A 21,010-nucleotide genomic window follows, 5' to 3' on the forward strand; every position below is an offset into this window, starting at 1 on the left:
GCAAGCTCCGACGGCCCGGCACCCCGGGCCGTCGTCGCATGAGCGGCCTGAGGGTTCGCAGTACCGCTCCACACCCCGTCATTCCGGCGCAAGCCGGAACCCGATCTTGCTCGGCCGCACGCCGTCGTGGCGGCAAAGCAAATGGGTTCCGGCTTGCGCCGGAATGACGGGAGAGGTGGCGGCGGCGGCACCCCGCTCAACCTTTGGCACGCCTGCGCGCCGCTGCGGATCGGCTATAAGAGGTAACCCTGCCGTGCCCGGCGCCGGGTTGCCGGCGCCGCCCGCGGCTGCGCCCAAGGAGGGCCGCCATGCGCGTCGCCGCTAGCCTGCTGCTGTCGTTCGCCTTGCCCGCCGTACTCGCGCTTTCGATCTCCGACGCCCTGGCCGCACGCCGCGAACAGCTGGTGCTGATGCAGGGCAACGTCGCCGGCAAACAGGTGGTGGACACCGCCGCCGACGGCAGCGTGCAGGTCGAATACCACTACACCGACCGCGGCCGCGGCGACCGCAGCAAGACCCGCTGGAAGCTCGCGGCCGACGGCACCCTGGCCGAGTACGAGGGCAGCGGCAACGACTACCTGCTCAATCCCTTCGAAGAGCGCTACAGCCAGCGCGACGGCCTCGCCAGTTGGAAGAACCCCAGCGAACAGGGCGAACGCGCGCTGGGCGCGCCGGCGTTCTTCCTACCGCTGCAATCGCCGCCGGAAATATCCGGCGCGCTGGCACGCGCGCTGCTGCGCACGCCCGGCCAACGCCTGCCGGTGCTGCCGGCGGGAGAAGCGCGGCTGGAAACCGTGGGCCAGTACGAAGTCGCCGGCAAGCAGGGCCCGGTCAAGCTCAGCCTGCAGCGCATCAGCGGCCTGGATTTCACCCCGAACTCGGCCTGGCTGCACGAAGACGGCTCCACCGCCGCGCTGATCTACGCCTCGGGCTGGTTCGTGGTTATCGACGAAGACCTCAAGGACGCGCTGCCCAAGCTGATGGAGCTGCAGGAACGCGCCGACGCGCAATGGGGCGCGCAGTTCGCCCAGCGTCTGACTCACGCGCCCAAAGGGCCGGTGCTGATCCGCAATGCGCGACTGTTCGATCCGCGCGATCTCAGCGCCACGCCCGGTACGAGCGTGCTGATCGAAGGCGAGCGCGTGATCCGCGTGGGTCCGGATGCGCAGGTCAAGGCGCCGGCCGACGCCGAAGTCGTCGACGCCGGCGGTCGCTTCCTGATGCCGGGCTTGTGGGACGTGCACAAGCACTACTCCTCGATCGCCGACGGCGCGTTGGACATCGCCAACGGCATCACCAGCTCGCGCGACATCGCCAACAACTTCGACACCTTCCCCGAGCGGGTCAGGCGCTTCGACGCCGGCAGCGAGATCGGCCCGCGCGTGCTCATGGCCGGCTTCATCGACGGCCCCGGCCCCTATGCCGGTCCGACCAAGATGTTGGTGGACACGCCCGAGGAAGCGATCAAGGCGGTGGATTTCTACGCCGACCGCGGCTACATGCAGATCAAGACCTATTCCTCGCTCAAGCCCGAGCTGTTCCCGCTGATCGCCGACCGCGCCCATGCGCGCGGACTGCGCGTGAGCGGGCACGTGCCGGCCTTCATGTCGGCCAGGCAGTTCATCGAGGCCGGCGCGGACGAGCTGCAGCACTTCCTGTTCGTCGAACTCAACTTCATGTACCCGCGCGTGCAGGACACCCGCACCAAGGCGCGCCTGACCGAGGTCGGCGAGCACGCGCACGAGTTCCCGCCGTCCAAACCGGAAGTGCGCGAGTTCATCGACTTCCTCAAGCGCCACCACACCGTGCTGGACCCGACCATGGCCTTGGCCGAAGACCTGTACGGCGGCGATCCCGACGCCAAGACCCCGCCCGGCCTGCGCGGCGTGGCCGAGCGCTTCCCGGCGCAGGCGCAGCGCAACCTGAGCTGGGGCGCACTGAAACCGCCGCACGGCAAGGAGGAGGCCTACGAGCAGGCGCTGCCGACCATGCTGCAGCTGTTGAGGGCCGTGCACGAGGCCGGCGTAACCATCCTGCCGGGCACCGATGCGCTGGCCGGCTACATGCTGCACGCCGAGCTGGAGGTCTACGCGCGCGCCGGCATTCCCAATGCCGAGGTGCTGCGCCTGGCCACGCTGACGCCGGCGCAGGTGCTGGGCGTGGACAAGGACCGCGGCGTCATCGCGCCCGGCAAGCTCGCCGACCTGGTCCTGATCGACGGCGATCCGCTGAGCGACATGCGCGACATCCGCAAGGTCGACGCGGTGTTCAAGGGCGGCAAGCGCTACGACCCGGCGGAGATCGAACGGGCGCTGGGGATCGTGCCCAGGAAGGAAGCGAAGGCGCAGGGAGGCGCTGCGCCGTGAGCGAGGACGCGTTCGATCTGGATCGCGCGGTGATGGAGTATCTGCGCGAGGACTACGGCCGCCATGGCAGCCGCATGGTGCCGGTCCAGGTTATCGCGCAGGCCCTGGAGCAGCGGCATCGGCGCGATGTCCTGGCCGAAGACGTCGCCGCCGAGGCGCTGCGCACGCGCTATGCGCAACGCGCCGCCGACGGCTCCGTGACCGGCATTTCGCCCTATGGTTTCGGCTTTCGGCTGGATCCACGCGCGCCGCATAGTGTGCAGTTGATGGCCGATGCGTATGAGCGTAGGGCGAGTTACGGGTACTGAGCGGGACTGCGTTAGCGACGGGGAGTTGCGCCTGCCCTCACCCCAACCCCTCTCCCGCAAGCGGGAGAGGGGCTAAAGCAGCAAGCGGCGTCGAATGTATGCCCTCTCCCGTTCACGGGAGAGGGCTAGGGTGAGGGGGTGAGCGCGAAGCGCGAATGCTCTTGATCGGGTGCCGAACTTGCAGTCCGAAATGAAGACCCAGAGGGCGGCGCACAGGATGTGCGCCGTTTTTCGCTGGCACAGGATGTGCCATCGAAAAATCCCCGCGCCAACTCCGCTCTCGCACGGGAGCTCTGGCGAAGCGTTTTTCTTTGGTTACTTTCTTTTGACGCTTATCAAAAGAAAGTGACCCGGCCGCTTGCGGACGGAAGCTGTTGTTGTTGCTCCTAAGCAAGAGCAACAGCCAAAGCAAATCCCCCTCAATCCCCCTTTTTCAAAGGGGGAAGACAAGCAAAGGCGGAAGAGCAGAGATGCGCCGCAGCTGCGGATTCGCGGTCGCAGCTTGCGCAGCTCCTACACGGATTTTGCGGCTTGCGCCGTTTCAATATCGAGGTCGCCGCCGCTTTCCGGACAGGGCTCGCAGCCTCACCCGCACCCTACGCCGCCGTTCATCGCCTGCCGCCGAGCGAGCGCGTTGGCGATCACAGATCGTCATGACGGGAGCCGATGCCAGGTCGCATGATGCGCCGCGCCAATGGCTAGCGTCTGGCGCTCCCCCGCACCCATCCCAAGGACGATCCCACATGAAACCGCAATCGCAGTTCCGCATCGCCTGCCTGGCCCTGGCCCTGCTGGCCGCGCCGGCCGCCGCCACCGAATGGAGTTACGAGCACGGCACCGAAAGCTGGGGCGCGCTAGATCCGGCCTTCGCCGCCTGCTCCTCCGGCACCCAGCAGTCGCCGGTCGACGTGGTCACCGGCAAGGCCCACAGCGGCACCCTGCCCGCGCTGAGCTTCCACTACGCCAGCAGCGCCGATTTCCACGTCGACCACCTCGGCCACACCGTTCAGGCCGCCGTACCGGCCGGCAATACGCTGACCATCGGCAGCAAGACCTACCAGCTGCTGCAGTTCCACTTCCACACGCCCAGCGAGAACTTCATCGACGGCGAGCAGTACCCGCTGGAGCTGCATCTGGTACACCGCGCCAGCGACCAGTCGCTGGCGGTGGTGGCGATCCTGTTCGACGAAGGCGCGGCCGATCCGCAGCTGCAAAAGATCGTATCGGTACTGCCGCAGGAAGAAGGCCAGTCCGGCACGGTCAGCGGTTTCAACCTGCGTGCGCTGGTGCCGCATGGGCGCGTCTATCGCTTCAAGGGTTCGCTGACCACGCCGCCCTGCAGCGAAGGCGTGTCCTGGCATGTGGTCAATGCGCGCCGCAGCGCGTCGCTGCCGCAACTGGCGGCGTTCGCCCAGCTGTTCTCCGGTCCGCACTTCCCCGGCGGCAACCGCCGCCCGGTGCAGTCCTTGCACGGCCGCCGGCCGAGCTACCGCAGCGGCGAGTGAGGCGCTACCCGGCATGGCGGATCGCTCCGCCATGCCGGTACCGGCGGCTCAGCCTTTGCGGAACACCAGGTGGCCGCCCTCTGCGTCCACCTGCACGGTATCGCCGCTGACGAACTCGCCGGCCAGGATGCGCTGCGCCAGCGGATTTTCCAGTTGCTGCTGCACCGCGCGCTTGAGCGGCCGCGCGCCGTACACCGGGTCGAACCCGACGTTGCCGATCAGCGCCAGGGCCTGGTCCGACAGCGCCAGCTTCAGCCCGCGCTCGGCCAGGCGCTTGTCCAGGCCGTGCAGCTGGATGCGCGCGATCTCGCGGATCTGCGCCTTGTCCAAGGGGTGGAACACCACGATGTCGTCCAGGCGGTTGATGAACTCCGGACGGAAGTGCGCCTGCACCACGCCCATCACCGCGGCCTTCATCTGGGTGTAGCCCTCGGCGCTGTCGTCGCCGCCCAGCTCCTGGATCATCTGCGAACCCAGGTTGCTGGTCATCACGATCACCGTGTTGCGGAAATCCACGGTGCGGCCCTGGCCGTCGGTGAGGCGGCCGTCGTCCAGCACCTGCAGCAGGATGTTGAACACGTCCGGATGCGCCTTCTCCACCTCGTCCAGCAGGATCACGCTGTAGGGGCGGCGGCGCACGGCCTCGGTCAGGTAGCCGCCTTCCTCGTAGCCCACATAGCCCGGAGGCGCGCCGACCAGGCGGCTGACCGAGTGCTTCTCCATGAACTCGCTCATATCGATGCGGACCATGGCGTCGGCGGAGTCGAACAGGAACTCGGCCAGCGCCTTGCTCAGCTCGGTCTTGCCCACGCCGGTGGGGCCCAGGAACAGGAACGAGCCGCTGGGGCGGTTGGGATCGGACAGGCCCGCGCGCGAGCGGCGCACGGCGTCGGAGACCACTCGGATCGCCTCATCCTGTCCGACCACGCGCCGGTGCAGCACCTGCTCCATCTTCAGCAGCTTTTCGCGCTCGCCTTCCAGCATCTTCGACACCGGAATGCCGGTCCAGCGCGCGACCACTTCGGCGATCTCCTCGGCGGTGACCTTGTCCTGCAGCAGCTTGAAGCCTTGGGTCTCGGCTTCCTGCGCGGCCTTGAGCTGCTTCTCCAGCTCCGGCAGCCGTCCGTACTGGATCTCGCTCATGCGCGCGTAGTCCTGCTGGCGCTGCGCCGCCTCCAGGTCGAGCTTGGCCTGCTCGATCTGCTCCTTGATCTTGGTCGCGCCCTGCAGGGTGGCCTTCTCGGCCTTCCACACCTCTTCCAGATCGTTGAACTCGCGCTCCAGGGTGGCGATCTCGGCTTCCAGGTCGGCCAGACGCTGCTTGGACGCGTCGTCCTTCTCCTTCTTCAGCGCCTCGCGCTGGATCTTGAGCTGGATCAGGCGGCGTTCCTTGCGGTCCAGCTCCTCGGGCTTGGAGTCGATCTCCATGCGGATGCGCGAGGCCGCCTCGTCCATCAGGTCGATGGCCTTGTCCGGCAGCTGGCGGTCGGCGATGTAGCGGTGCGAGAGCGTGGCCGCGGCGACGATGGCCGGGTCGGTGATCTCCACGCCGTGGTGCACGGCGTAGCGCTCCTTCAGGCCGCGCAGGATGGCGATGGTGTCCTCCACCGAAGGCTCGCCCACGAACACCTTCTGGAAGCGGCGCTCCAGCGCGGCGTCCTTCTCCACGTACTTGCGGTATTCGTCCAGCGTGGTCGCGCCGATGCAGTGCAGCTCGCCGCGCGCCAGCGCCGGCTTGAGCATGTTGCCCGCGTCCATGGCACCCTCGGCCTTGCCGGCGCCGACCATGGTGTGCAATTCGTCGATGAACAGGATCACCTGGCCTTCGTTCTTGGCCAGGTCGTTGAGCACGGCCTTGAGCCGCTCCTCGAATTCGCCGCGGAACTTGGCGCCGGCGATCAGCGCGCCCATGTCCAGCGACAGCACGCGCTTGCCGCGCAGGCCTTCGGGCACCTCGCCGTTGACGATGCGCTGCGCCAGGCCTTCGACGATCGCGGTCTTGCCCACGCCGGGCTCGCCGATCAGCACCGGGTTGTTCTTGGTCCGGCGTTGCAGCACCTGCACGGTGCGGCGGATTTCCTCGTCGCGGCCGACCACCGGATCGAGCTTGCCGGACTCGGCGCGCGCGGTCAGGTCGATGCAGTACTTCTCCAGCGCCTGGCGCTGATCCTCGGCGTTTTCCGATTGCACGCTTTCGCCTCCACGCAGTTTGTCGATGGCCGGTTCCAGCTTGGCCTTGTTCGCGCCGGCGGCCTTGAGCGCGCGGCCGGCGTCGCCGCCGTCGTCCAGCGCCGCGAGCAGGAACAACTCGCTGGCGATGAAGGCATCGCCGCGTTGCTGGGCCAGCTTGTCGGCGACGTTGAGCAGGCGCGCCAGATCGTTGCTCAGCGACACGTTGCCGGCCTGGCCGGACACCTTGGGCAGCTTGTCCAGCGCCTCGCCCAGGCGCTCGCGCAGCAGCGGCACGTTGACGCCGGCCTGGGCCAGCAGCGGGCGGGTGCTGCCGCCGCTCTGGTCGAGCAGGGCCGCCAGCAGGTGCACGGGTTCGATGAGGCTGTGGTCGCGCCCGACCGCCAGCGATTGCGCGTCCGCCAGGGCCTGCTGGAAGCGCGAAGTCAGCTTGTCCATCCGCATGGAGGGTTCTCCGAAAGGTAGGTGGCGGCTGCGGCGCGAGTGTCGCGCGGGGACCGCGAATGACCTGTTAATGCGGGCTGTGGCGGGTGTTTCAAGGCGCGGCGAGACGCGGGCGAGGCGGGGCTTCAGCGAAGGTGAGCTCGCCCATTCGCCCCTTTGGGAAAGGGGGCAGGCGCCTGGCGTTGAGGGGTGCAGGCAAGAGCGGCTGCGCGGGGGATTTGCTGTTTGCGGCGCTAAGAGCAAATCCCCCCTAGCCCCCCTTTTTCAAAGGGGGAGGGAACAAAAAGCGGGGAAACTTACACACGGCTCGTGGGCTGCAGGATTTCGACCCAATAGCCGTCCGGGTCCTTGATGAAGGCGATGTCCTTCATGCGCCCATCGGTGAGGCGCTTCTGGAACGGCACGCCGAGTTCCTCGAAGCGCGCGCAGGCCGCCTCCACGTCCGGCACCGACACGCAGATGTGGCCGAAGCCGCGCGGTTCGCTGTTGCCGTGGTGGTAGGCGAAGTCCGCGTCGTCTTCGGTGCCGTGGTTATGGGTGAGTTCGAGCACGCCGCGCTGGCTCAGCAGCCATTGGCCGCGGGCAGGCTCCTGCGCCGGAATCTGCGCCGGGTCGCCGACCAGCACCAGGAAATACAGGCTGAACTTGGCCTCGTCGAAATCGCGCTTGCGCACCAGGGTGAAGCCGAGCACGCGGGTGTAGAAATCCAGCGATGCGCGCGGGTCCTTGACCCGCAGCATGGTGTGGTTGAACACGAAATCGCGGGTGGCGGCATCGGGACGGGCGGTCACGCCGGGCACGGCGTCGAGTTCGTTCTGCAGGGACATGGCGCGGATCGCTGTCGTGGGGGTAGGCGGAAGCTGGGGCCGCGGCGCCGCGCTCTCAAGCCGGCGGCGGCGCCGGCACCGGGTCGCGCTGGAAAGACAGCAGCAGCAGCAAAGCCGCCAGGCCCAGGTAGGCGCCGATGAACTGCCAGGCGATGGTGCGCTGCAGCCCTTCCAGCGCCCAGGGCAGGTAGACCCCGCCCTGCGGATGCACCGAATGGATGATGCCGAACAGGCTCAGCGCGGCGCCGGCGAGCAGGAAGGCGGCGGCGCGGCGCAAGCGGCCGTCGACCATGGCCGCCACCGCCGAGGTCCAGATCATCGAGGTCATGATGAAGCCGTTGCCCAGGGTCACGATCACCGCCAGTTCGGGCAGGCCGTGGCCGTCCAGCGCGCTCATCAGCTGGGCATGGTGCTCCGGCGCGATCCAGCCGGGATTGCCGGTCTTGATCGCCAGCATGTAGGCCACCGAGGGCAGGAAGCCGAACACCATCGCGGTGGCGTGCTTGCTCGGCGTGGCCTGGAAGGCCTGAGTGGTGATGTCCAGGGCCACGTAGACGATGATCGGCGCCAGCACCGCCAACGGCAGCCACTGCACCAGCCCCGAGACGATGCCCAGGATGCCGCCCAGGCCGACGAACAGGCCGGTGAGCAGGGTGTAGCCGCTGCGCGCGCCCATGTGTTTGTACGCGGGCTGGCCGATGTAGGGCGTGGTCTGGGCGACGCCGCCGCAGACGCCGGCGACCAGGGTGGAAAAGGCCTCGGCCAGCAGGATGTCGCGGGTGCGGTAGTCGTCGCCGGCCGCGCGCGCGCTTTCGCTGACGTTGATGCCGCCCACCACCATCAGCAGGCCGAACGGCAGCAGCAGCGGCAGGTAGGGCACCGTCGCCGGCAGGCCCTCGACGAAGCCCAGGTTCGGCCAGGGCAGCACGATGCTCAGCGGCACCGCCTGCGGCCAGTGGAAACCCGGCGCGCCCAGACCCAGCGCGCCCAGGCCGTAGTAAAGGACGGTGCCGAACACGAAGGCCACGAATACGCCCGGCAGCCGCACCGGCAGGCGGCCCTTGGCGATCAGCACATACAGCAGCAGGCCCAGGGTGACGAAGCCCACCAGCGGCGAGCGCAGCGTCTCCACCAGCGGCAGGAAGCCCATCAGCACCAGGGCCACGCCGGCGATCGAGCCGAGCAGACCGGCGCGCGGGATCAGCCGGGTGACCGCGTCGCCGGCGAAGGACAGCACGAACTTGAGCACGCCCATCACCACCAGCGAGGCCATGCCCAGGTGCCAGGTGGCGATGGCCGCCGCCTGTTCGTCCAGGCCCTGCTGCTTGTAGGCGACGAAGGCCGGGCCCAGCACCAGCAGGGCCATGCCGATGCTGGTCGGCGCGTCCAGGCCCAGCGGCATCGCGGTCACGTCGTCGCGGCCGCTGCGTGCGGCCAGGCGCCGCGCCATCGCGGTGTAGATCAGGTTGCCCACCAGCACGCCGAAGGCGGTGCCGGGGAACATGCGCGTGTACACCACCTCGGCGGGGAAGCCGAAGATGCCGATCAAGGCCGCGGCGATGAAACCCAGGATGGACAGGTTATCCACCACCAGGCCGAAGAAGCCGTTGAGGTCGCCGGCGACGAACCAGCGGCGCGGAGCAGTAGCGGACATCGGCGGTTCCCGGGCGTAGCGTGGACGATGCGGTGATTGTGCGGGCTGGCGCGCCCGCGCGAACAGCACCCGGCTTAGAACGAAACGTCCGCCCGCTGCCGCGACCACAGCACCGACTGGTGGCCGGTGGCGCGCTTCCAGGCCGCGCGGATGGCCTCGATGTCGGCGCTGCGCGCGGCGCTGTCCTCGTGCAGCACCACCAGCACCTTGGCGCGCTGGCGCTCGGGCGCGGCGGCGCCGCGGAACAGCCATTGGCCGTAGCCGTCGAACACGGTCAGGCCGTCGGGAAAACGCGGGGTGACCTCGCGGTCCAGGAACGCGCGCCATTGCGCCTCGTCGACCTGGGTCTGCGGCTGGCCTTCGCTGCCGACGCTGAAGTACAGCTCGCTGCGGATCCAGGCCTGGGCCGCGGCCGGGCGCGCGGCGTCGCCGCGCAGGGCCGGATCGGTCGCGCCCGGCGGCAGCCAGGCGCAGGCGGCCAGGGCCAGGCACAGCGGCAGCAGCAAGGCGGGGCGCATGGCAGCGGCTCCAGTGGCGATGCCGGCATGGTTGCCGCCCCGTCGCCGTGGCGCAAGCCGCATCAATCGAGAAACCGCGCGACGTGCTCGGGCGCGGGCAGCAGGCACTGCTGGTGCCGGCCGAACCAGCGGTAGCGGTTGCGCGCGACCCAGCGGTACAACGGATCGCGCAACGCGCGCGGCAGCCAGGCCAGCGCGCGTGCCAGGCGCCAGACGCCGCCCAGGCCGGACAGCACGCGCGCGATCGCCTCGGTGTCGGTCCAGGCGCGGTCGCCGTCGACCAACAGGAACGACACCGGATCGTCCGGGTCCAGCCCATGCGCGGCCAGCAGCGAGCGACCGTGCGCGCCCTGCATGGCGGCGTAACGGTAGCGCCCGGTGCGGTCGCGGCGCAGCAGGAAACGCACCCAGCCGTTGCACAGCACGCAGATCCCGTCGAACACGATCACCGGGCCGGCGGCGGACACATCAGTCGACATCGAGCCAACCCCGGTAATGCACCAGCAGGCCGGCCAGCGGCAGCGCCGCGCGCACGTCGTAGCGGTAGCGACTTTCGCTTTCCGATTCGACGGCGCTCACTCCGTCGAACCAACTCAGCGGCAGAGGGATGCCCAGGGCATGCACCTTCCGCACCCGCCACCGCACCGCGCCGTGCTCCACCTCGAGCGCGAAGGCGAACCGCAGCAGGCCCAGACGCTCGCACAGCCAGCCGTCCTGTGCCCACAGCCGCGAGGGCATGGCGTGGCCGCCGAAGCGGCGCACCCAACGCTCGCCGCGCGCGTCGGCTTCGATCTCGACCTCGATCGCGCCGGCGGTGTCCGGCGGCAGCCGCGCGGCCCAGCAGCACAGGCGTGCGAGCCCGCTACGGCCGCGCACGGCGACGACTTCACCGCGGTAGCGCTGCAGCCCCGTGCGTTCGTGCAGCGTGCGCACGCGCGGCGACAGCTGGCGCATGCGCTCGCCCAACAGGCTCGGGTACAGGCCCTCGCCCGCGGTTTCCGCCTGCGCTGGCGCCACTGCGTTCAATCGCGCTTGCGCGCCGGTAGCGCGTACTGGCGGCCGTCGTAGGCCAGGCGCTGGCGGTCGCTTTCTTCCGAGTCCACCACTTCGTCGCATTGCCCGCCGCGCCAGACATTGCGCGTGACCTTGCTGACGCTGCGCAGGATCAGGCCGGCGTAGCCGTGGTCGCGCTTGGCGTCCACGGCCAGGGTGCTGCGGTCGCTGTGGAATTCGCCGGCGCACTGGGTGTCCCATTCGCCGCCGTCGGAAGCCACCTCCAGGTCGCGCAGCACCGGCCGGACCCGGTCGCCTTCGACTACGTACAGGCTCAGGCGCGTGGCGCTGTAAGGATTGGGCCGCGAGGAGTTGGCCACCGACACGCGCACGCCGAAGGCGGTGGTGCGCTCGTCCAGGCGGTAGCGCGCGGTGTCCAGGGCCACGCCTTGGACGGCGATGGCGTCGGAGAACAGCGCATCGTCCTCGCGGTAGCGCGCCAGGATGCGCGGGCGCGCGCTGTCGGCCACCAGCAGCTCCAGGTCGGCGCTGCCCTCGTCCGAATAGGCGGTCTGGTGCTGCAGGCGCACCGCCAGCAAGGTTTTGTCCGGCGCGGCCGGCCAGACCTTGCATGCCACTTCACCGAGCACGATCCAGCGCGGCTGCGCGCCCGGCAGGCGCAACAGCTCGCCGTTGTCGCCGGTTTCGCCGACCGCGTCGGGATAGGCCGCCTGCAGCAGGTCGTAAACGCGAGTTTCGCAGTCCTCCGCCGCGGCGGCCGCAGCCGGCAACGCGAACAGGCACAGCGACAGGGCGAGCGGGCGCAGGCGCATCAAGGGTCCATCCAGATCAGGCTGGCCATGCGCCCGGTGCGCTGGTCGCGGCGGTGGGAGTAAAAGCGTTGCGGGTCGGCGATGGTGCACAGGCCGCCGCCGTGGATGCGCTGCGGCGTCAGGCCGGCCGCGGTCAGACGCCGGCGCGCCAGCGCGTACAGGTCCACGCGCCAGTGCTGCGGGCGGGTCGCGGCGAAGGCGTGCTCGGCGCCGCGGTCGGCGGTCACGAAGGCGTCGAATACTTCGGCGCCCACCTCGTAATGCTGCGGACCGGCGGCCGGACCCAGCCAGGCCAGCAGGCGCGCCGGCGGCGTGCGCATGGCCGCGACCGTGGCCTCCAGGGCGCCGGCGGCCAGCCCGCGCCAACCGGCATGGGCGGCGCCGATCTCGCTGCCGTCCTCGGCCGCGAACAGCACCGGCAGGCAATCGGCGGTGAGGATGGCCAGCACCGCGCCGGGCAGTGCGGTAACCGCGGCGTCGGCCTCGGGCTCCTCGCCTTCGGGCGCCAAGGTCTCGACGCGGTGCACGCCCACGCCGTGCACCTGACGCAGCCAGTGCGCCGGCGCCGGCAGGCCGGCGGCGGCGATCAACGCGGCGCGGTTATGGGCCACTGCCGCTTCGGCATCGCCGGCGCGCGCGCCCAGGTTGAAGCGGTCGAACGGCGGCGCCGAAACGCCCGGCCCGCTGCGCAAGGTGGTCAGCCCATGCACGCCAGGCGGCGCGGGCCAGTCGGCGTGCAGCCAGTCGCCGGCCATGGCTCAGCGCGCCTTGGCGGCGGCCGCGACGCTGTCCTCGCGCAGCACGCGCACGAGTTCGCGCATGTCCGCCGGCACCGGCGCGCTGCAACGCACCGGCGCGCCGCCGATGGGATGGGCGAATTCCAGCGTTTCGGCATGCAGGGCCTGGCGCCTGAAGCCGCGCAGCGCCTCCACCAGCTCGTCGCTGGCGCCCTTGGGCAGCTTGAGCGGGCCGCCGTACAGCGGGTCGCCGACGATGGGGTGCTTGAGGTGCTGCATGTGCACGCGGATCTGGTGGGTGCGCCCGGTTTCCAGGCGGCACTCCAGCAGGGTGTGGGCGCGGAAGCGCTCGCGCAGGCGGTAATGGGTGACCGCGTCGCGGCCGTCCTCGCGCACCGCCATGCGGATGCGGTCGCGCGGGTGGCGGTCGATGGCGGCGTTGGCGGTGCCGCCGGAGACCAGCGCGCCCACCACCACGGCCAGGTACTGGCGGTGGACCTCGCGCGAGGACAACTGCTCGATCAGCGCGGTATGCGCCGGCAGCGTGCGCGCCACCACCATGACCCCGGACGTGTCCTTGTCCAGGCGGTGGACGATGCCCGCGCGCGGCAGCGCCGCCAGGCCCGGGTCGCGGTGCAGCAGGGCGTTGACCAGGGTGCCGGCCGGGTTGCCGGCGCCGGGGTGCACGACCAGGCCGGCGGGCTTGTCGATCACCAACACGTGCTCGTCCTCGTACAGCACGTCCAGGGCGATGTCTTCGGGCGCCGAGTGCGTCTGCGCCTCCAGCGTCACCTGCAAGGACACGGTCTCGCCGCCGCGCACCGGGTCGCGCGGGCGGACCTCGCGGCCGTCCAGGCGGGCGTCGCCGGACTTGATCCAGGCGGCCAGGCGCGAGCGCGAATAGTCCGGGAACAACTCGGCCAGGACCGCGTCGAAACGGCGCCCGGCGGCGCTGTCGGGGACCGTGGCCAGGAGGGGGTTTGCGGACTCGTTCATCGGATGGGCAGGATTCAGGGGCAAGGCGTCGGGACTGCTATTATCGGCGCTTCGTGCCTCCGGCGCCCGCGACCCCTGCCATGACCCTTCGTTCCGCCCGCTCCGCTCGCCTGCTCTGCCTGCTGCTGCTCGTCGTCGTCGCCGGTACCGGCTGCGGCCGCCTGGGCAAGATGTTCAAGGACAAGGACGCGGACGAGGGCCAGCCGGTGGAGGCGTTGTACGACAAGGCCCACACCTCGATGACCAACGGCAACTGGGCCGGCGCCGAAGCCACCTTCAAGCGCCTGGTCGCCCAGTACCCCTACGGTCCGTACACCGAGCAGGCCCTGGTCGAGACCGCCTACGCCCAGTTCAAGTCGGGCAAGCACGACGACGCGATCAGCAGCATCGACCGCTTCATCCGCACCTACCCGACTCACCGCTACGCCTCCTACATGTACTACCTGCGCGGCCTGGTGAACTCCAGCCGCGACACCGTGTTCCTGCAGCGCGTGTGGCGCCTGGATGCCAGCCGCCGCGACCTGGCCACGCCCACCCAGGCCTACAACGACTTCGCCATCGTCGCCGAGCGCTACCCCAACAGCCGCTACGCCGCCGACGCGCGCCAGCGCATGATCCGCCTGCGCGACATGTTCGCCCGCCATGAACTGGACTTGGCCCTGTACTACCTGCGCCGCACCGCCTACGTGGCCGCCGCCGACCGCGCCAAGTACCTGCTCGAGACCTACCCGCAGAGCAAGTACCAGAACGACGCGGTGGCGACCCTGGCCGTGGCCTACCACGGCCTGGGCAACGAGGCCCTGGCCAACGACGCCAAGCGCGTGCTGCAGCAGAACGAGCCCGAGCACGCCTTCCTGCGCAACGAGCGCAACTGGCCGGACTACCCGTCCAACTGGCGCAAGCTCAACCCGTTCGCGGGCGAGAAGTCGGCGCTGGACAACGTGGATCGCGACCAGGACTGAGTCGCGCTGCCGCCGTTATGGAAAACGCCGCCTTCGGGCGGCGTTTTTGTTTGGGGTGTGGCCTCAACCGTAGCAAGAGCAAATCCTCCCCAGCCCTCCTTTTCCCAAGGAGGGAGCAAGGCGCAAAGCAGAGAGCGACGAGCCGCTCTGGTCTCCCCCTTTGAAAAAGGGGATTAAGGGGGATTTGCTTTTACCCGGCCAGCACAAGCGCCGGCCGCGCCGCTACATCCGCGACACGCCCAGCACCACCGCTAAACGCCGCACCTTGCGCATCACGTCGGCCAGGTGGCGGCGGTCGCCGACTTCGATGGAGAAGCGCATCACCGCCACGTTGGCGTCGCGCTCCAGGTATTCGACCCGGTCGATGTTGGACTCGGCCTCGGCGATGGCCGCGGCCACCTGCGCCAGCGCGCCGGGGCGGTTGTCGACCTCGATGCGCAGGGCGGCGCTGAAGTCGCCGCTGACCTGGCGGTCCCAGCCGATCGGCACCCAGCGGTCGGGCGACTTGCGGTAGTCGGCGACGTTGGGACAGTCCAGGCGGTGCACCACGATGCCCTTGCCGGCGGTGTGGTAGCCCATGATCTCGTCGCCGGGCAGCGGCAGGCAGCAGTTGGCGAAGCTGATCACGCCGCGCTCGGCGCCGGTGATCAGGATCTTGTCTTCGGTGGGACGCGGGCGGTCGATGGCGCGGCCGCGCGGCTTGCCCGGGGTCTCGCGCGCCAGCGCCAGCGCCACCTGGTTGGGCATGCGGTTGCCCAGGGCGATGTCCGCCAGCAGCGCTTCCAGGCGCGGGTAGCGGTTCTCGCCCAGGTAGCCTTCCAGGCGCAGCGCCGGGACCCGGTCCAGCGAGGTTTCCAGCGCTTCCAGCGCGCGATCCAGCATGCGGTGGCCCAGCTGCACCGCGTCCTCGTGCTCGAGCTGCTTGAGCTGCTGGCGGATCGAGGTGCGGGCCTTGCCCGAGACCACGAACTCCAGCCACTGCGGCTTGGGCGTGGACGACTTGGCGGTGATGATCTCCACCCGCTGGCCGCTGGCCAGCTTGGTGCGCAGCGGCACCAGCTTGCCGTCCACGCGCGCGGCCACGGCGCGGTTGCCCACGTCGGTGTGCACGGCGTAGGCGAAATCCAGCGCGGTGGCGTTGCGCGGCAACGACAGGATGTCGCCCTTGGGCGTGAACAGGTAGACCTCGTCCGGGAACAGGTCGACCTTGACGTTCTCCAGGAACTCCAGCGACGAGCCGGTCGAGCGCTGCGACTCCACCAGGCTGGCGATCCAGCTGTGGGCGCGGCTCTGCGCGCTGTTGGGACCTTCGCCACCGTGCTTGTACGACCAGTGCGCGGCGATGCCGCGCTCGGCGATCAGGTCCATCTCCTCGGTGCGGATCTGCACTTCCACCGGCGAGCCGTAGGGGCCGAACAGCACGGTGTGCAGCGACTGGTAGCCGTTGGCCTTGGGAATGGCGATGAAGTCGCGGAAGCGCGCGTCCAGCGGCTTGTAGGCCGCGTGCACCACGCCCAGGGCGTGGTAGCAGTCGGGCACGCTGCGCACCACCACGCGGAAGCCGAACACGTCCATCACCTGGTTGAAGCTCTTATGCTCGTTGCGCATCTTGGTGTAGATGCTCCACGGCGACTTCACCCGGCTGATCAGGCGGTGCGGCAGTTTTTCCTTGGTCAGGCGCTGGGCCAGGTGGGCCTCGATCTGCACCAGCGATTCGCGCCGCACCACCGGCTGGGTGCGGATGCGCTTTTCGATCACCGCATGGCGCCAGGGGTGCAGCGCCTGGAAGCCCAGGTCCTGCAGCTCGGCCTTGATCAGGTTCATGCCCAGGCGCTGGGCGATGGGCGCGTAGATCTCCAGGGTCTCGCGGGCGATGCGCTCGCGCGCTTCCAGGCTCTGCGCGCCCAGGGTGCGCATGTTGTGCAGGCGGTCGGCGAGCTTGATCAGGATCACGCGCAGGTCGCGCGCCATCGCCAGCAGCATCTTGCGGAAGCTCTCCGCCGCCGCTTCCTGGCGGTCGCGGAACTGCAGCTTGTCCAGCTTGGTGACGCCGTCGACCAGTTCGGCCACGGTCTGTCCGAACTCGCTGGCCAGGCCCTCGCGGGTCAGCGGGGTGTCCTCGATGGTGTCGTGCAGGATCGCCGCGATCAGCGTCTCCACGTCCAGGCCCTGGTCGGCCAGCACCTTGGCCACCGCCACCGGGTGGGTGATGTAAGGCTCGCCCGACTTGCGGGTCTGGCCGGCGTGCGCGGCCGCGCCGATCGCCCAGGCCCGGCGCAGCAGCTGGCGCTGTTCCTGCGGCAGGTAGGCGGCGGACTGCTCGAACTCGCGCACGTAGTCCGGCAGGTCGGCGTCGTCGACGCGGACCGGATCGGATTTCAGCGCGGGCTCGGCAGGAGTCATATCAGGGCAATCTACGCGGGCGGCGGCGGCGCTGGCAACGCGCGGGCGGGCGTTGGCGGCGCCGAAAACATGAATATGGTGGCGATTGCCCGAAACGCCACGCGTACGGGGCGCCGGCGCTTGCGCCGCAGGCCGCATCGCGGCCGACGCCGCTCCCACAGGGGGCCGACCGGGCCTCCATGGGGAATAACGCGGGAACGCATACGAAAACGGCCCCGCCGAGGCGGAGCCGTTGGTACTGCGGACGCGGCCTGCGCGGCCGCGGCCGGGATCAGTCGTCGCCCTTGGACAGGTCGTCGTCGGCGACCACTTCGGCGGCGGCCCACTCCAGCGCCTCGCGCTCCTTGCGCTCGCGCTCGGCCTTCTCGACCGCGTCGATGTAATCCGGGGTGATCTGACGCGCGGCGATTTCACGCAGCGCCAGCACGGTGGGCTTGTCATTGGCTTCGCTGTTGTCCAGCTGCGGCTCGACGCCGTTGGCCAGCTGGCGCGCGCGCTTGGCGGCCATCATGACGAGTTCGAAGCGGTTGTCGACCACTTCCAGGCAATCTTCAACGGTGATGCGGGCCATGGGGCTCCTGGCGGCCGGTGGGCCGTCTTTACAGCGGATGGGGACCGGGAAGTTTAGGCCGAACCGCGCCCGAGAGCAAGATTTACGGCCGCCAGCCCTTAAGAATCAACAAGATAACAACCAAGGCCGCCCTGCTTTGGGGTAGGAGCGGCGTAAGCCGCGACCGCGACAACGGCGCTACGGCGTATCTCTGGTCGGATCGCGCGGTTCCGGGTCGCGGCTTACGCCGCTCCTACCCCAAGGCCAAGGCAGCCTGCCGGGGCAGATCAGCCCTCGTCGGCCAGCAGCTGCATCAGCAGGCGCGAATGGCGGGCCACTTGCGGCTCGCGGCGCAGGCGGCTGGCGACGAAGATCGCGCACATCTCGCTCACGGCGGTGTCGAAGTGCTCGTTGACGATCACGTAGTCGAACTCGCCGTAGTGCGACATCTCTTCGCGCGCGGCCGCCAGGCGCTGGCTGATCACGTCCTCGCTGTCCTGGCCGCGGGTGCGCATGCGCGTTTCCAGCGCCTGCCGCGACGGCGGCAGGATGAACACGCTGACCGCGCCGGGCACCTTGGCGCGCACCTGGCGCGCGCCCTGCCAGTCGATCTCCAGCAGCACGTCGCGGCCGGAAGCCAGCTGCGGCTCCACCGACTGGCGCGCGGTGCCCTTCCAGTCGCCGTGCACGCGCGCGTGCTCGAAGAAGTCGCCCGCCTCGACCATGCCCTCGAATTCCTCGGCGCTGACGAAGTGGTAGTGCTCGGCATGGCGCTCGCCCGGCCGCGGCTGGCGCGAGGTGAACGAGATCGACAGGCTGATGTTCGGATCGCGGGCCAGCACCGCGTTGACGATGCTGGATTTTCCGGCTCCGGAGGGAGCGGCGACGATGTAGAGGGTTCCGCGCATAAAGGCTGGGATTCGCGATTCGTGATTCGGGATTGGTTGAAGCGCAAAGCGGGATCGAGGCCAGAGCCGATTCGTTCCGGCTTTCGCCAATCCCGAATCCCTAAACTCGAATCCCGGCCTTACTCGATATTCTGGATCTGCTCGCGCACCTGATCGATCAACACCTTCAGCTCCACCGCCGCGGCCGAGCTGCGCGCGTCCACGGACTTGGAGCCCAGGGTGTTGGCCTCGCGGTTGAACTCCTGCAGCAGGAAGTCCAGGCGGCGGCCGACGGCTTCGCGCAGCTTGAGCACGCGCCGCGCTTCGGCCACGTGCGAGTCGAGCCGGTCCAGCTCCTCGTCCACGTCCAGCTTCTGCAGCCACAGCACCAGTTCCTGCTCGACCCGGCCCGGCTCGAAGCCGATGCCGTTGTTCTGGGCCAGGTCGGCCAGGCGCGTTTCCAGCTTGGTGCGCTGGCCGCTGCGGATGGCCGGCATCAGCGCGCGCACGTCCGCGGCGATGGCGGCGATGCCGTCGACGCGCTCGGAGATCACCGCGGCCAGCTTGCCGCCCTCGCGTTCGCGCGCGGCCAGAAACTCGTCCAGCACCGCCTCCAGCAGTTCCAGCGCGGCGGCGTGCAGCGCGGCCGGATCGGCGGCCTGCGCCTGCAGCACGCCGGGAAAGGCCAGCAGCTGGGTGAAGTCGGTGTGCAGGCCGGGGAAGCGCGCCTGCAGGTCGATGGCCAGATCGCCGAGTTCGCGCAGGCGGCTGGGGTTGAGCTGCAGCGCGCTGGCGCCCTCGGGCGCGCGCAGGCGCAGGGCCAGGTCCAGCTTGCCGCGGCTGACCCGGGCGGCCACGCGCTCGCGCAACGCCGGTTCCAGCGCGCGCAGCTCGTCGGGCAGGCGCAGGCCCAGCTCCAGGAAGCGGTGGTTGACCGAGCGCAGCTCGCAGCCGAGCGTGCCCCATTCGGTGACGCGTTCGCCGCTGGCGAACGCGGTCATGCTGCGGATCATGAGGAGGTCCAAGGCCTACAAGGGGCGAATGGTAAACTCGCCGGCCATCAAAACGGTAACCCCATGGCCATGACCGGCACTTCCGCCGCCCCTTCCGACGCCCCAGTCCGGCCCAGCGGGCGCACGCCCGGGCAGCTGCGCGAGGTCCGCATCGAACGCGGCTACACCGCCCACGCCGAGGGCTCGGTGCTGGTCAGCTTCGGCCAGACCCGGGTGCTGTGCACCGCCAGCGTCGAGAACAAGGTGCCTGCGTTCCTGCGCGGCAAGGGCGAGGGCTGGGTCACCGCCGAATACGGCATGCTGCCGCGCTCCACCCACACCCGCAACGACCGCGAGGCCGCGCGCGGCAAGCAAGGCGGCCGCACCCTGGAAATCCAGCGCCTGATCGGCCGCGCCCTGCGCGCCTGCATCGACCGCAAGGCCCTGGGCGAGCGCACCATCACCCTGGACTGCGACGTGCTGCAGGCCGACGGCGGCACCCGCACCGCCGCGATCACCGGCGCCTACGTGGCCCTGGTCGACGCGGTGCGCTGGCTGCTGGCGCGGCGCGAGATCGCCAAGGACCCGATCTTCGGCGCGGTCGCCGCGGTGTCGGTGGGCGTGTACCGCGGCGTGCCGGTGCTGGACCTGGACTACGCCGAAGACAGCGATTGCGACACCGACATGAACGTGGTCATGAACGACGGCGGCGGATTCATCGAGCTGCAAGGCACCGCCGAGGGCCACGCGTTCCGGCGCGAGGAACTGGACGGCCTGCTCGCCCTGGCCGAAGCCGGCATCGCCGAGCTGATCCAGCGCCAGCGCGAGGCGCTGGCGCCGTGAGCGCGGGCGGCCGCGCGCTGGGCGCGCTGACCCTGCTGGTGCGCGACTACGACGAGGCCATCGACTACTACACCCGCGCGCTGGGCTTCGCCCTGCTCGAAGACACCGACCTGGGCGGCGGCAAGCGCTGGGTGCGGATCGCACCGGCGGCCGCCAACCAGACCTGCCTGCTGCTGGCCCAGCCCGGCGACGCGGCCCAGGCCGCGCGCGTCGGCGACCAGACCGGCGGCCGGGTCGGCTACTTCCTCTACACCGACGACTTCGCCCGCGACCACGCGGCGATGACGGCGCACGGGGTGAAATTCCGCGAAGCGCCGCGCTACGAGGCCTACGGCACCGTGGCGGTGTTCGAAGACCTGTACGGCAACCTCTGGGACCTGTTGGAGCCGAAGCGATGAAACTGGTGCTGGCGAGCAGCAACCCCGGCAAGCTGACCGAGCTGCGCGAGCTGCTGGCCGACACCGGCATCGAGCTGATCGCGCAGAGCGATCTGGGCGTGGACGACGCCGAGGAAACCGCCACCACCTTCGTCGAGAACGCGCTGCTGAAGGCGCGCCACGCCAGCGCCGCCAGCGGCCTGCCGGCGCTGGCCGACGATTCGGGCATCTGCGTGGACGCGCTGGGCGGCGCGCCGGGCCTGTATTCGGCGCGCTATTCCGGCGTGCACGGCGACGCCCAGGCCAACATCGACAAGCTGCTGACGGCGATGGCCGACGTGCCCGATAGTCAGCGCGCCGCGCATTTCTATGCGGTGATCGTGCTGCTGCGCCATGCCGACGATCCGCAGCCGATCATCGCCGAGGGCGTGTGGCCGGGCCGGATCATCCGCGAGCGCCGCGGCACCGGCGGCTTCGGCTACAACCCGGTGTTCCTGGACGAAGACCACGGCCTGACCGCGGCGGAGATGGACACCGAACTGAAGAACCGCCTCAGCCACCGCGGCCGCGCCCTGGCGGCGCTGCGCGAGAAACTGCTGGCCCAGCTGCGGTAGACGGCCGTGTT

20 protein-coding genes are annotated in these 21,010 nt (G+C 69.8%); 7 read left to right on the forward strand and 13 right to left on the reverse strand.

Features of this window, described 5'->3' with window-relative positions:
- The first annotated feature begins 308 nt into the window (after window positions 1–308).
- The 3 genes from DX914_RS11045 (at window position 309) to DX914_RS11055 (ending at window position 4,179) form a co-directional block, all read left to right on the forward strand.
- Window positions 309–2,366, forward strand: a complete 2,058-nt coding sequence (locus tag DX914_RS11045) for an amidohydrolase family protein (protein ID WP_115859016.1) — start codon at window positions 309–311, stop codon at window positions 2,364–2,366.
- Window positions 2,363–2,674, forward strand: a complete 312-nt coding sequence (locus DX914_RS11050) for a hypothetical protein (RefSeq protein ID WP_115859017.1) — start codon at window positions 2,363–2,365, stop codon at window positions 2,672–2,674. Before DX914_RS11045 ends, DX914_RS11050 begins: the two co-directional genes overlap by 4 nt.
- 743 nt (window positions 2,675–3,417) lie before the next feature.
- Window positions 3,418–4,179: a carbonic anhydrase gene (locus DX914_RS11055; RefSeq protein ID WP_158549241.1), complete on the forward strand. Its 762-nt coding sequence runs from the start codon at window positions 3,418–3,420 to the stop codon at window positions 4,177–4,179.
- A 48-nt stretch (window positions 4,180–4,227) separates the two neighbouring features.
- Here DX914_RS11055 and clpB read toward each other — a convergent pair whose 3' ends face one another.
- The 9 genes from clpB to rluD form a co-directional block, all read right to left on the reverse strand.
- Entirely contained in the window at window positions 4,228–6,813 is a 2,586-nt protein-coding gene (gene clpB, locus DX914_RS11060; protein ID WP_115859019.1) for an ATP-dependent chaperone ClpB, read from the reverse strand.
- Between the two features lie 296 nt (window positions 6,814–7,109).
- The gene (gene gloA, locus DX914_RS11065) at window positions 7,110–7,640 is read right to left on the reverse strand and encodes a lactoylglutathione lyase (protein WP_115859020.1); all 531 of its coding nucleotides are present in this window, start codon (window positions 7,638–7,640) and stop codon (window positions 7,110–7,112) included.
- Window positions 7,641–7,695: 55 nt separating this feature from the next.
- A complete protein-coding gene (locus DX914_RS11070; protein ID WP_115859021.1) occupies window positions 7,696–9,294 on the reverse strand; it encodes a SulP family inorganic anion transporter in 1,599 nt (532 codons plus the stop codon).
- 74 nt (window positions 9,295–9,368) lie between these two features.
- Window positions 9,369–9,812, reverse strand: a complete 444-nt coding sequence (locus DX914_RS11075; protein WP_115859022.1) for a DUF3574 domain-containing protein — start codon at window positions 9,810–9,812, stop codon at window positions 9,369–9,371.
- 62 nt (window positions 9,813–9,874) lie between these two features.
- A complete protein-coding gene (locus DX914_RS11080) occupies window positions 9,875–10,291 on the reverse strand; it encodes a thiol-disulfide oxidoreductase DCC family protein (protein WP_115859023.1) in 417 nt (138 codons plus the stop codon).
- Window positions 10,281–10,829, reverse strand: a complete 549-nt coding sequence (locus DX914_RS20235; protein WP_231118246.1) for a DUF4166 domain-containing protein — start codon at window positions 10,827–10,829, stop codon at window positions 10,281–10,283. The genes DX914_RS11080 and DX914_RS20235 overlap by 11 nt, the downstream gene beginning before the upstream one ends.
- Before the next feature lie 5 nt (window positions 10,830–10,834).
- Complete coding sequence (locus tag DX914_RS20240; protein WP_158549243.1) at window positions 10,835–11,638, reverse strand: PA3715 family protein; 804 nt, start codon at window positions 11,636–11,638, stop codon at window positions 10,835–10,837.
- Window positions 11,638–12,393: a peptidoglycan editing factor PgeF gene (gene pgeF, locus DX914_RS11090; protein WP_115859024.1), complete on the reverse strand. Its 756-nt coding sequence runs from the start codon at window positions 12,391–12,393 to the stop codon at window positions 11,638–11,640. The genes DX914_RS20240 and pgeF overlap by 1 nt, the downstream gene beginning before the upstream one ends.
- 3 nt (window positions 12,394–12,396) lie before the next feature.
- Window positions 12,397–13,371 (reverse strand): 23S rRNA pseudouridine(1911/1915/1917) synthase RluD, encoded by a 975-nt coding sequence (gene rluD, locus DX914_RS11095; RefSeq protein WP_115859025.1) that lies wholly within the window; start codon window positions 13,369–13,371, stop codon window positions 12,397–12,399.
- 80 nt (window positions 13,372–13,451) lie between these two features.
- On the opposite strand from rluD, the gene DX914_RS11100 reads away from it, so the two are divergent.
- Entirely contained in the window at window positions 13,452–14,333 is an 882-nt protein-coding gene (locus DX914_RS11100) for an outer membrane protein assembly factor BamD (RefSeq protein WP_115859026.1), read from the forward strand.
- A 222-nt stretch (window positions 14,334–14,555) separates the two neighbouring features.
- Here DX914_RS11100 and DX914_RS11105 read toward each other — a convergent pair whose 3' ends face one another.
- From DX914_RS11105 to DX914_RS11120, 4 genes are all read right to left on the reverse strand, one after another.
- Window positions 14,556–16,736, reverse strand: coding sequence for a RelA/SpoT family protein (locus DX914_RS11105; protein WP_115859027.1), 2,181 nt, complete (start codon window positions 16,734–16,736; stop codon window positions 14,556–14,558).
- Between the two features lie 271 nt (window positions 16,737–17,007).
- Window positions 17,008–17,307, reverse strand: coding sequence for a DNA-directed RNA polymerase subunit omega (rpoZ, locus tag DX914_RS11110; RefSeq protein WP_115859028.1), 300 nt, complete (start codon window positions 17,305–17,307; stop codon window positions 17,008–17,010).
- Between the two features lie 266 nt (window positions 17,308–17,573).
- On the reverse strand, window positions 17,574–18,194 hold the full coding sequence (gene gmk / locus DX914_RS11115) for a guanylate kinase (RefSeq protein ID WP_115859029.1): 621 nt from the start codon (window positions 18,192–18,194) through the stop codon (window positions 17,574–17,576).
- A gap of 119 nt (window positions 18,195–18,313) precedes the next feature.
- The gene (locus DX914_RS11120; protein ID WP_115859030.1) at window positions 18,314–19,186 is read right to left on the reverse strand and encodes a YicC/YloC family endoribonuclease; all 873 of its coding nucleotides are present in this window, start codon (window positions 19,184–19,186) and stop codon (window positions 18,314–18,316) included.
- A gap of 69 nt (window positions 19,187–19,255) precedes the next feature.
- On the opposite strand from DX914_RS11120, the gene rph reads away from it, so the two are divergent.
- From rph to rdgB, 3 genes are read left to right on the forward strand one after another with little or no spacing between them, the layout of a single operon-like run.
- Window positions 19,256–20,008, forward strand: a complete 753-nt coding sequence (gene rph, locus DX914_RS11125; RefSeq protein WP_115859233.1) for a ribonuclease PH — start codon at window positions 19,256–19,258, stop codon at window positions 20,006–20,008.
- Window positions 20,005–20,406 carry a VOC family protein gene (locus DX914_RS11130; protein WP_115859031.1) on the forward strand — a complete coding sequence of 134 codons (402 nt, stop codon included), beginning with the start codon at window positions 20,005–20,007 and terminating at the stop codon, window positions 20,404–20,406. Before rph ends, DX914_RS11130 begins: the two co-directional genes overlap by 4 nt.
- Window positions 20,403–20,999 carry an RdgB/HAM1 family non-canonical purine NTP pyrophosphatase gene (rdgB, locus tag DX914_RS11135; protein WP_115859032.1) on the forward strand — a complete coding sequence of 199 codons (597 nt, stop codon included), beginning with the start codon at window positions 20,403–20,405 and terminating at the stop codon, window positions 20,997–20,999. Before DX914_RS11130 ends, rdgB begins: the two co-directional genes overlap by 4 nt.
- Window positions 21,000–21,010 lie beyond the last annotated feature (11 nt).

This window comes from Lysobacter silvisoli (genome assembly GCF_003382365.1).
GTDB lineage: Bacteria > Pseudomonadota > Gammaproteobacteria > Xanthomonadales > Xanthomonadaceae > Lysobacter > Lysobacter silvisoli.

Excerpts from the sequence above, each read along its gene's own strand:
- gloA (WP_115859020.1), bottom strand. The coding sequence starts at position 7,640 with ATGTCCCTGCAGAACGAACTCGACGCCGTGCCCGGCGTGACCGCCCGT.
- DX914_RS11120 (WP_115859030.1), bottom strand. The coding sequence starts at position 19,186 with ATGATCCGCAGCATGACCGCGTTCGCCAGCGGCGAACGCGTCACCGAA.
- rph (WP_115859233.1), top strand. The coding sequence starts at position 19,256 with ATGACCGGCACTTCCGCCGCCCCTTCCGACGCCCCAGTCCGGCCCAGC.
- gmk (WP_115859029.1), bottom strand. The coding sequence starts at position 18,194 with ATGCGCGGAACCCTCTACATCGTCGCCGCTCCCTCCGGAGCCGGAAAA.
- DX914_RS11075 (WP_115859022.1), bottom strand. The coding sequence starts at position 9,812 with ATGCGCCCCGCCTTGCTGCTGCCGCTGTGCCTGGCCCTGGCCGCCTGC.
- DX914_RS11105 (WP_115859027.1), bottom strand. The coding sequence starts at position 16,736 with ATGACTCCTGCCGAGCCCGCGCTGAAATCCGATCCGGTCCGCGTCGAC.
- pgeF (WP_115859024.1), bottom strand. The coding sequence starts at position 12,393 with ATGGCCGGCGACTGGCTGCACGCCGACTGGCCCGCGCCGCCTGGCGTG.
- rluD (WP_115859025.1), bottom strand. The coding sequence starts at position 13,371 with ATGAACGAGTCCGCAAACCCCCTCCTGGCCACGGTCCCCGACAGCGCC.
- DX914_RS11045 (WP_115859016.1), top strand. The coding sequence starts at position 309 with ATGCGCGTCGCCGCTAGCCTGCTGCTGTCGTTCGCCTTGCCCGCCGTA.
- DX914_RS20240 (WP_158549243.1), bottom strand. The coding sequence starts at position 11,638 with ATGCGCCTGCGCCCGCTCGCCCTGTCGCTGTGCCTGTTCGCGTTGCCG.
- clpB (WP_115859019.1), bottom strand. The coding sequence starts at position 6,813 with ATGCGGATGGACAAGCTGACTTCGCGCTTCCAGCAGGCCCTGGCGGAC.
- DX914_RS11070 (WP_115859021.1), bottom strand. The coding sequence starts at position 9,294 with ATGTCCGCTACTGCTCCGCGCCGCTGGTTCGTCGCCGGCGACCTCAAC.
- DX914_RS11100 (WP_115859026.1), top strand. The coding sequence starts at position 13,452 with ATGACCCTTCGTTCCGCCCGCTCCGCTCGCCTGCTCTGCCTGCTGCTG.
- rpoZ (WP_115859028.1), bottom strand. The coding sequence starts at position 17,307 with ATGGCCCGCATCACCGTTGAAGATTGCCTGGAAGTGGTCGACAACCGC.
- DX914_RS11080 (WP_115859023.1), bottom strand. The coding sequence starts at position 10,291 with ATGTCGACTGATGTGTCCGCCGCCGGCCCGGTGATCGTGTTCGACGGG.
- DX914_RS11055 (WP_158549241.1), top strand. The coding sequence starts at position 3,418 with ATGAAACCGCAATCGCAGTTCCGCATCGCCTGCCTGGCCCTGGCCCTG.
- rdgB (WP_115859032.1), top strand. The coding sequence starts at position 20,403 with ATGAAACTGGTGCTGGCGAGCAGCAACCCCGGCAAGCTGACCGAGCTG.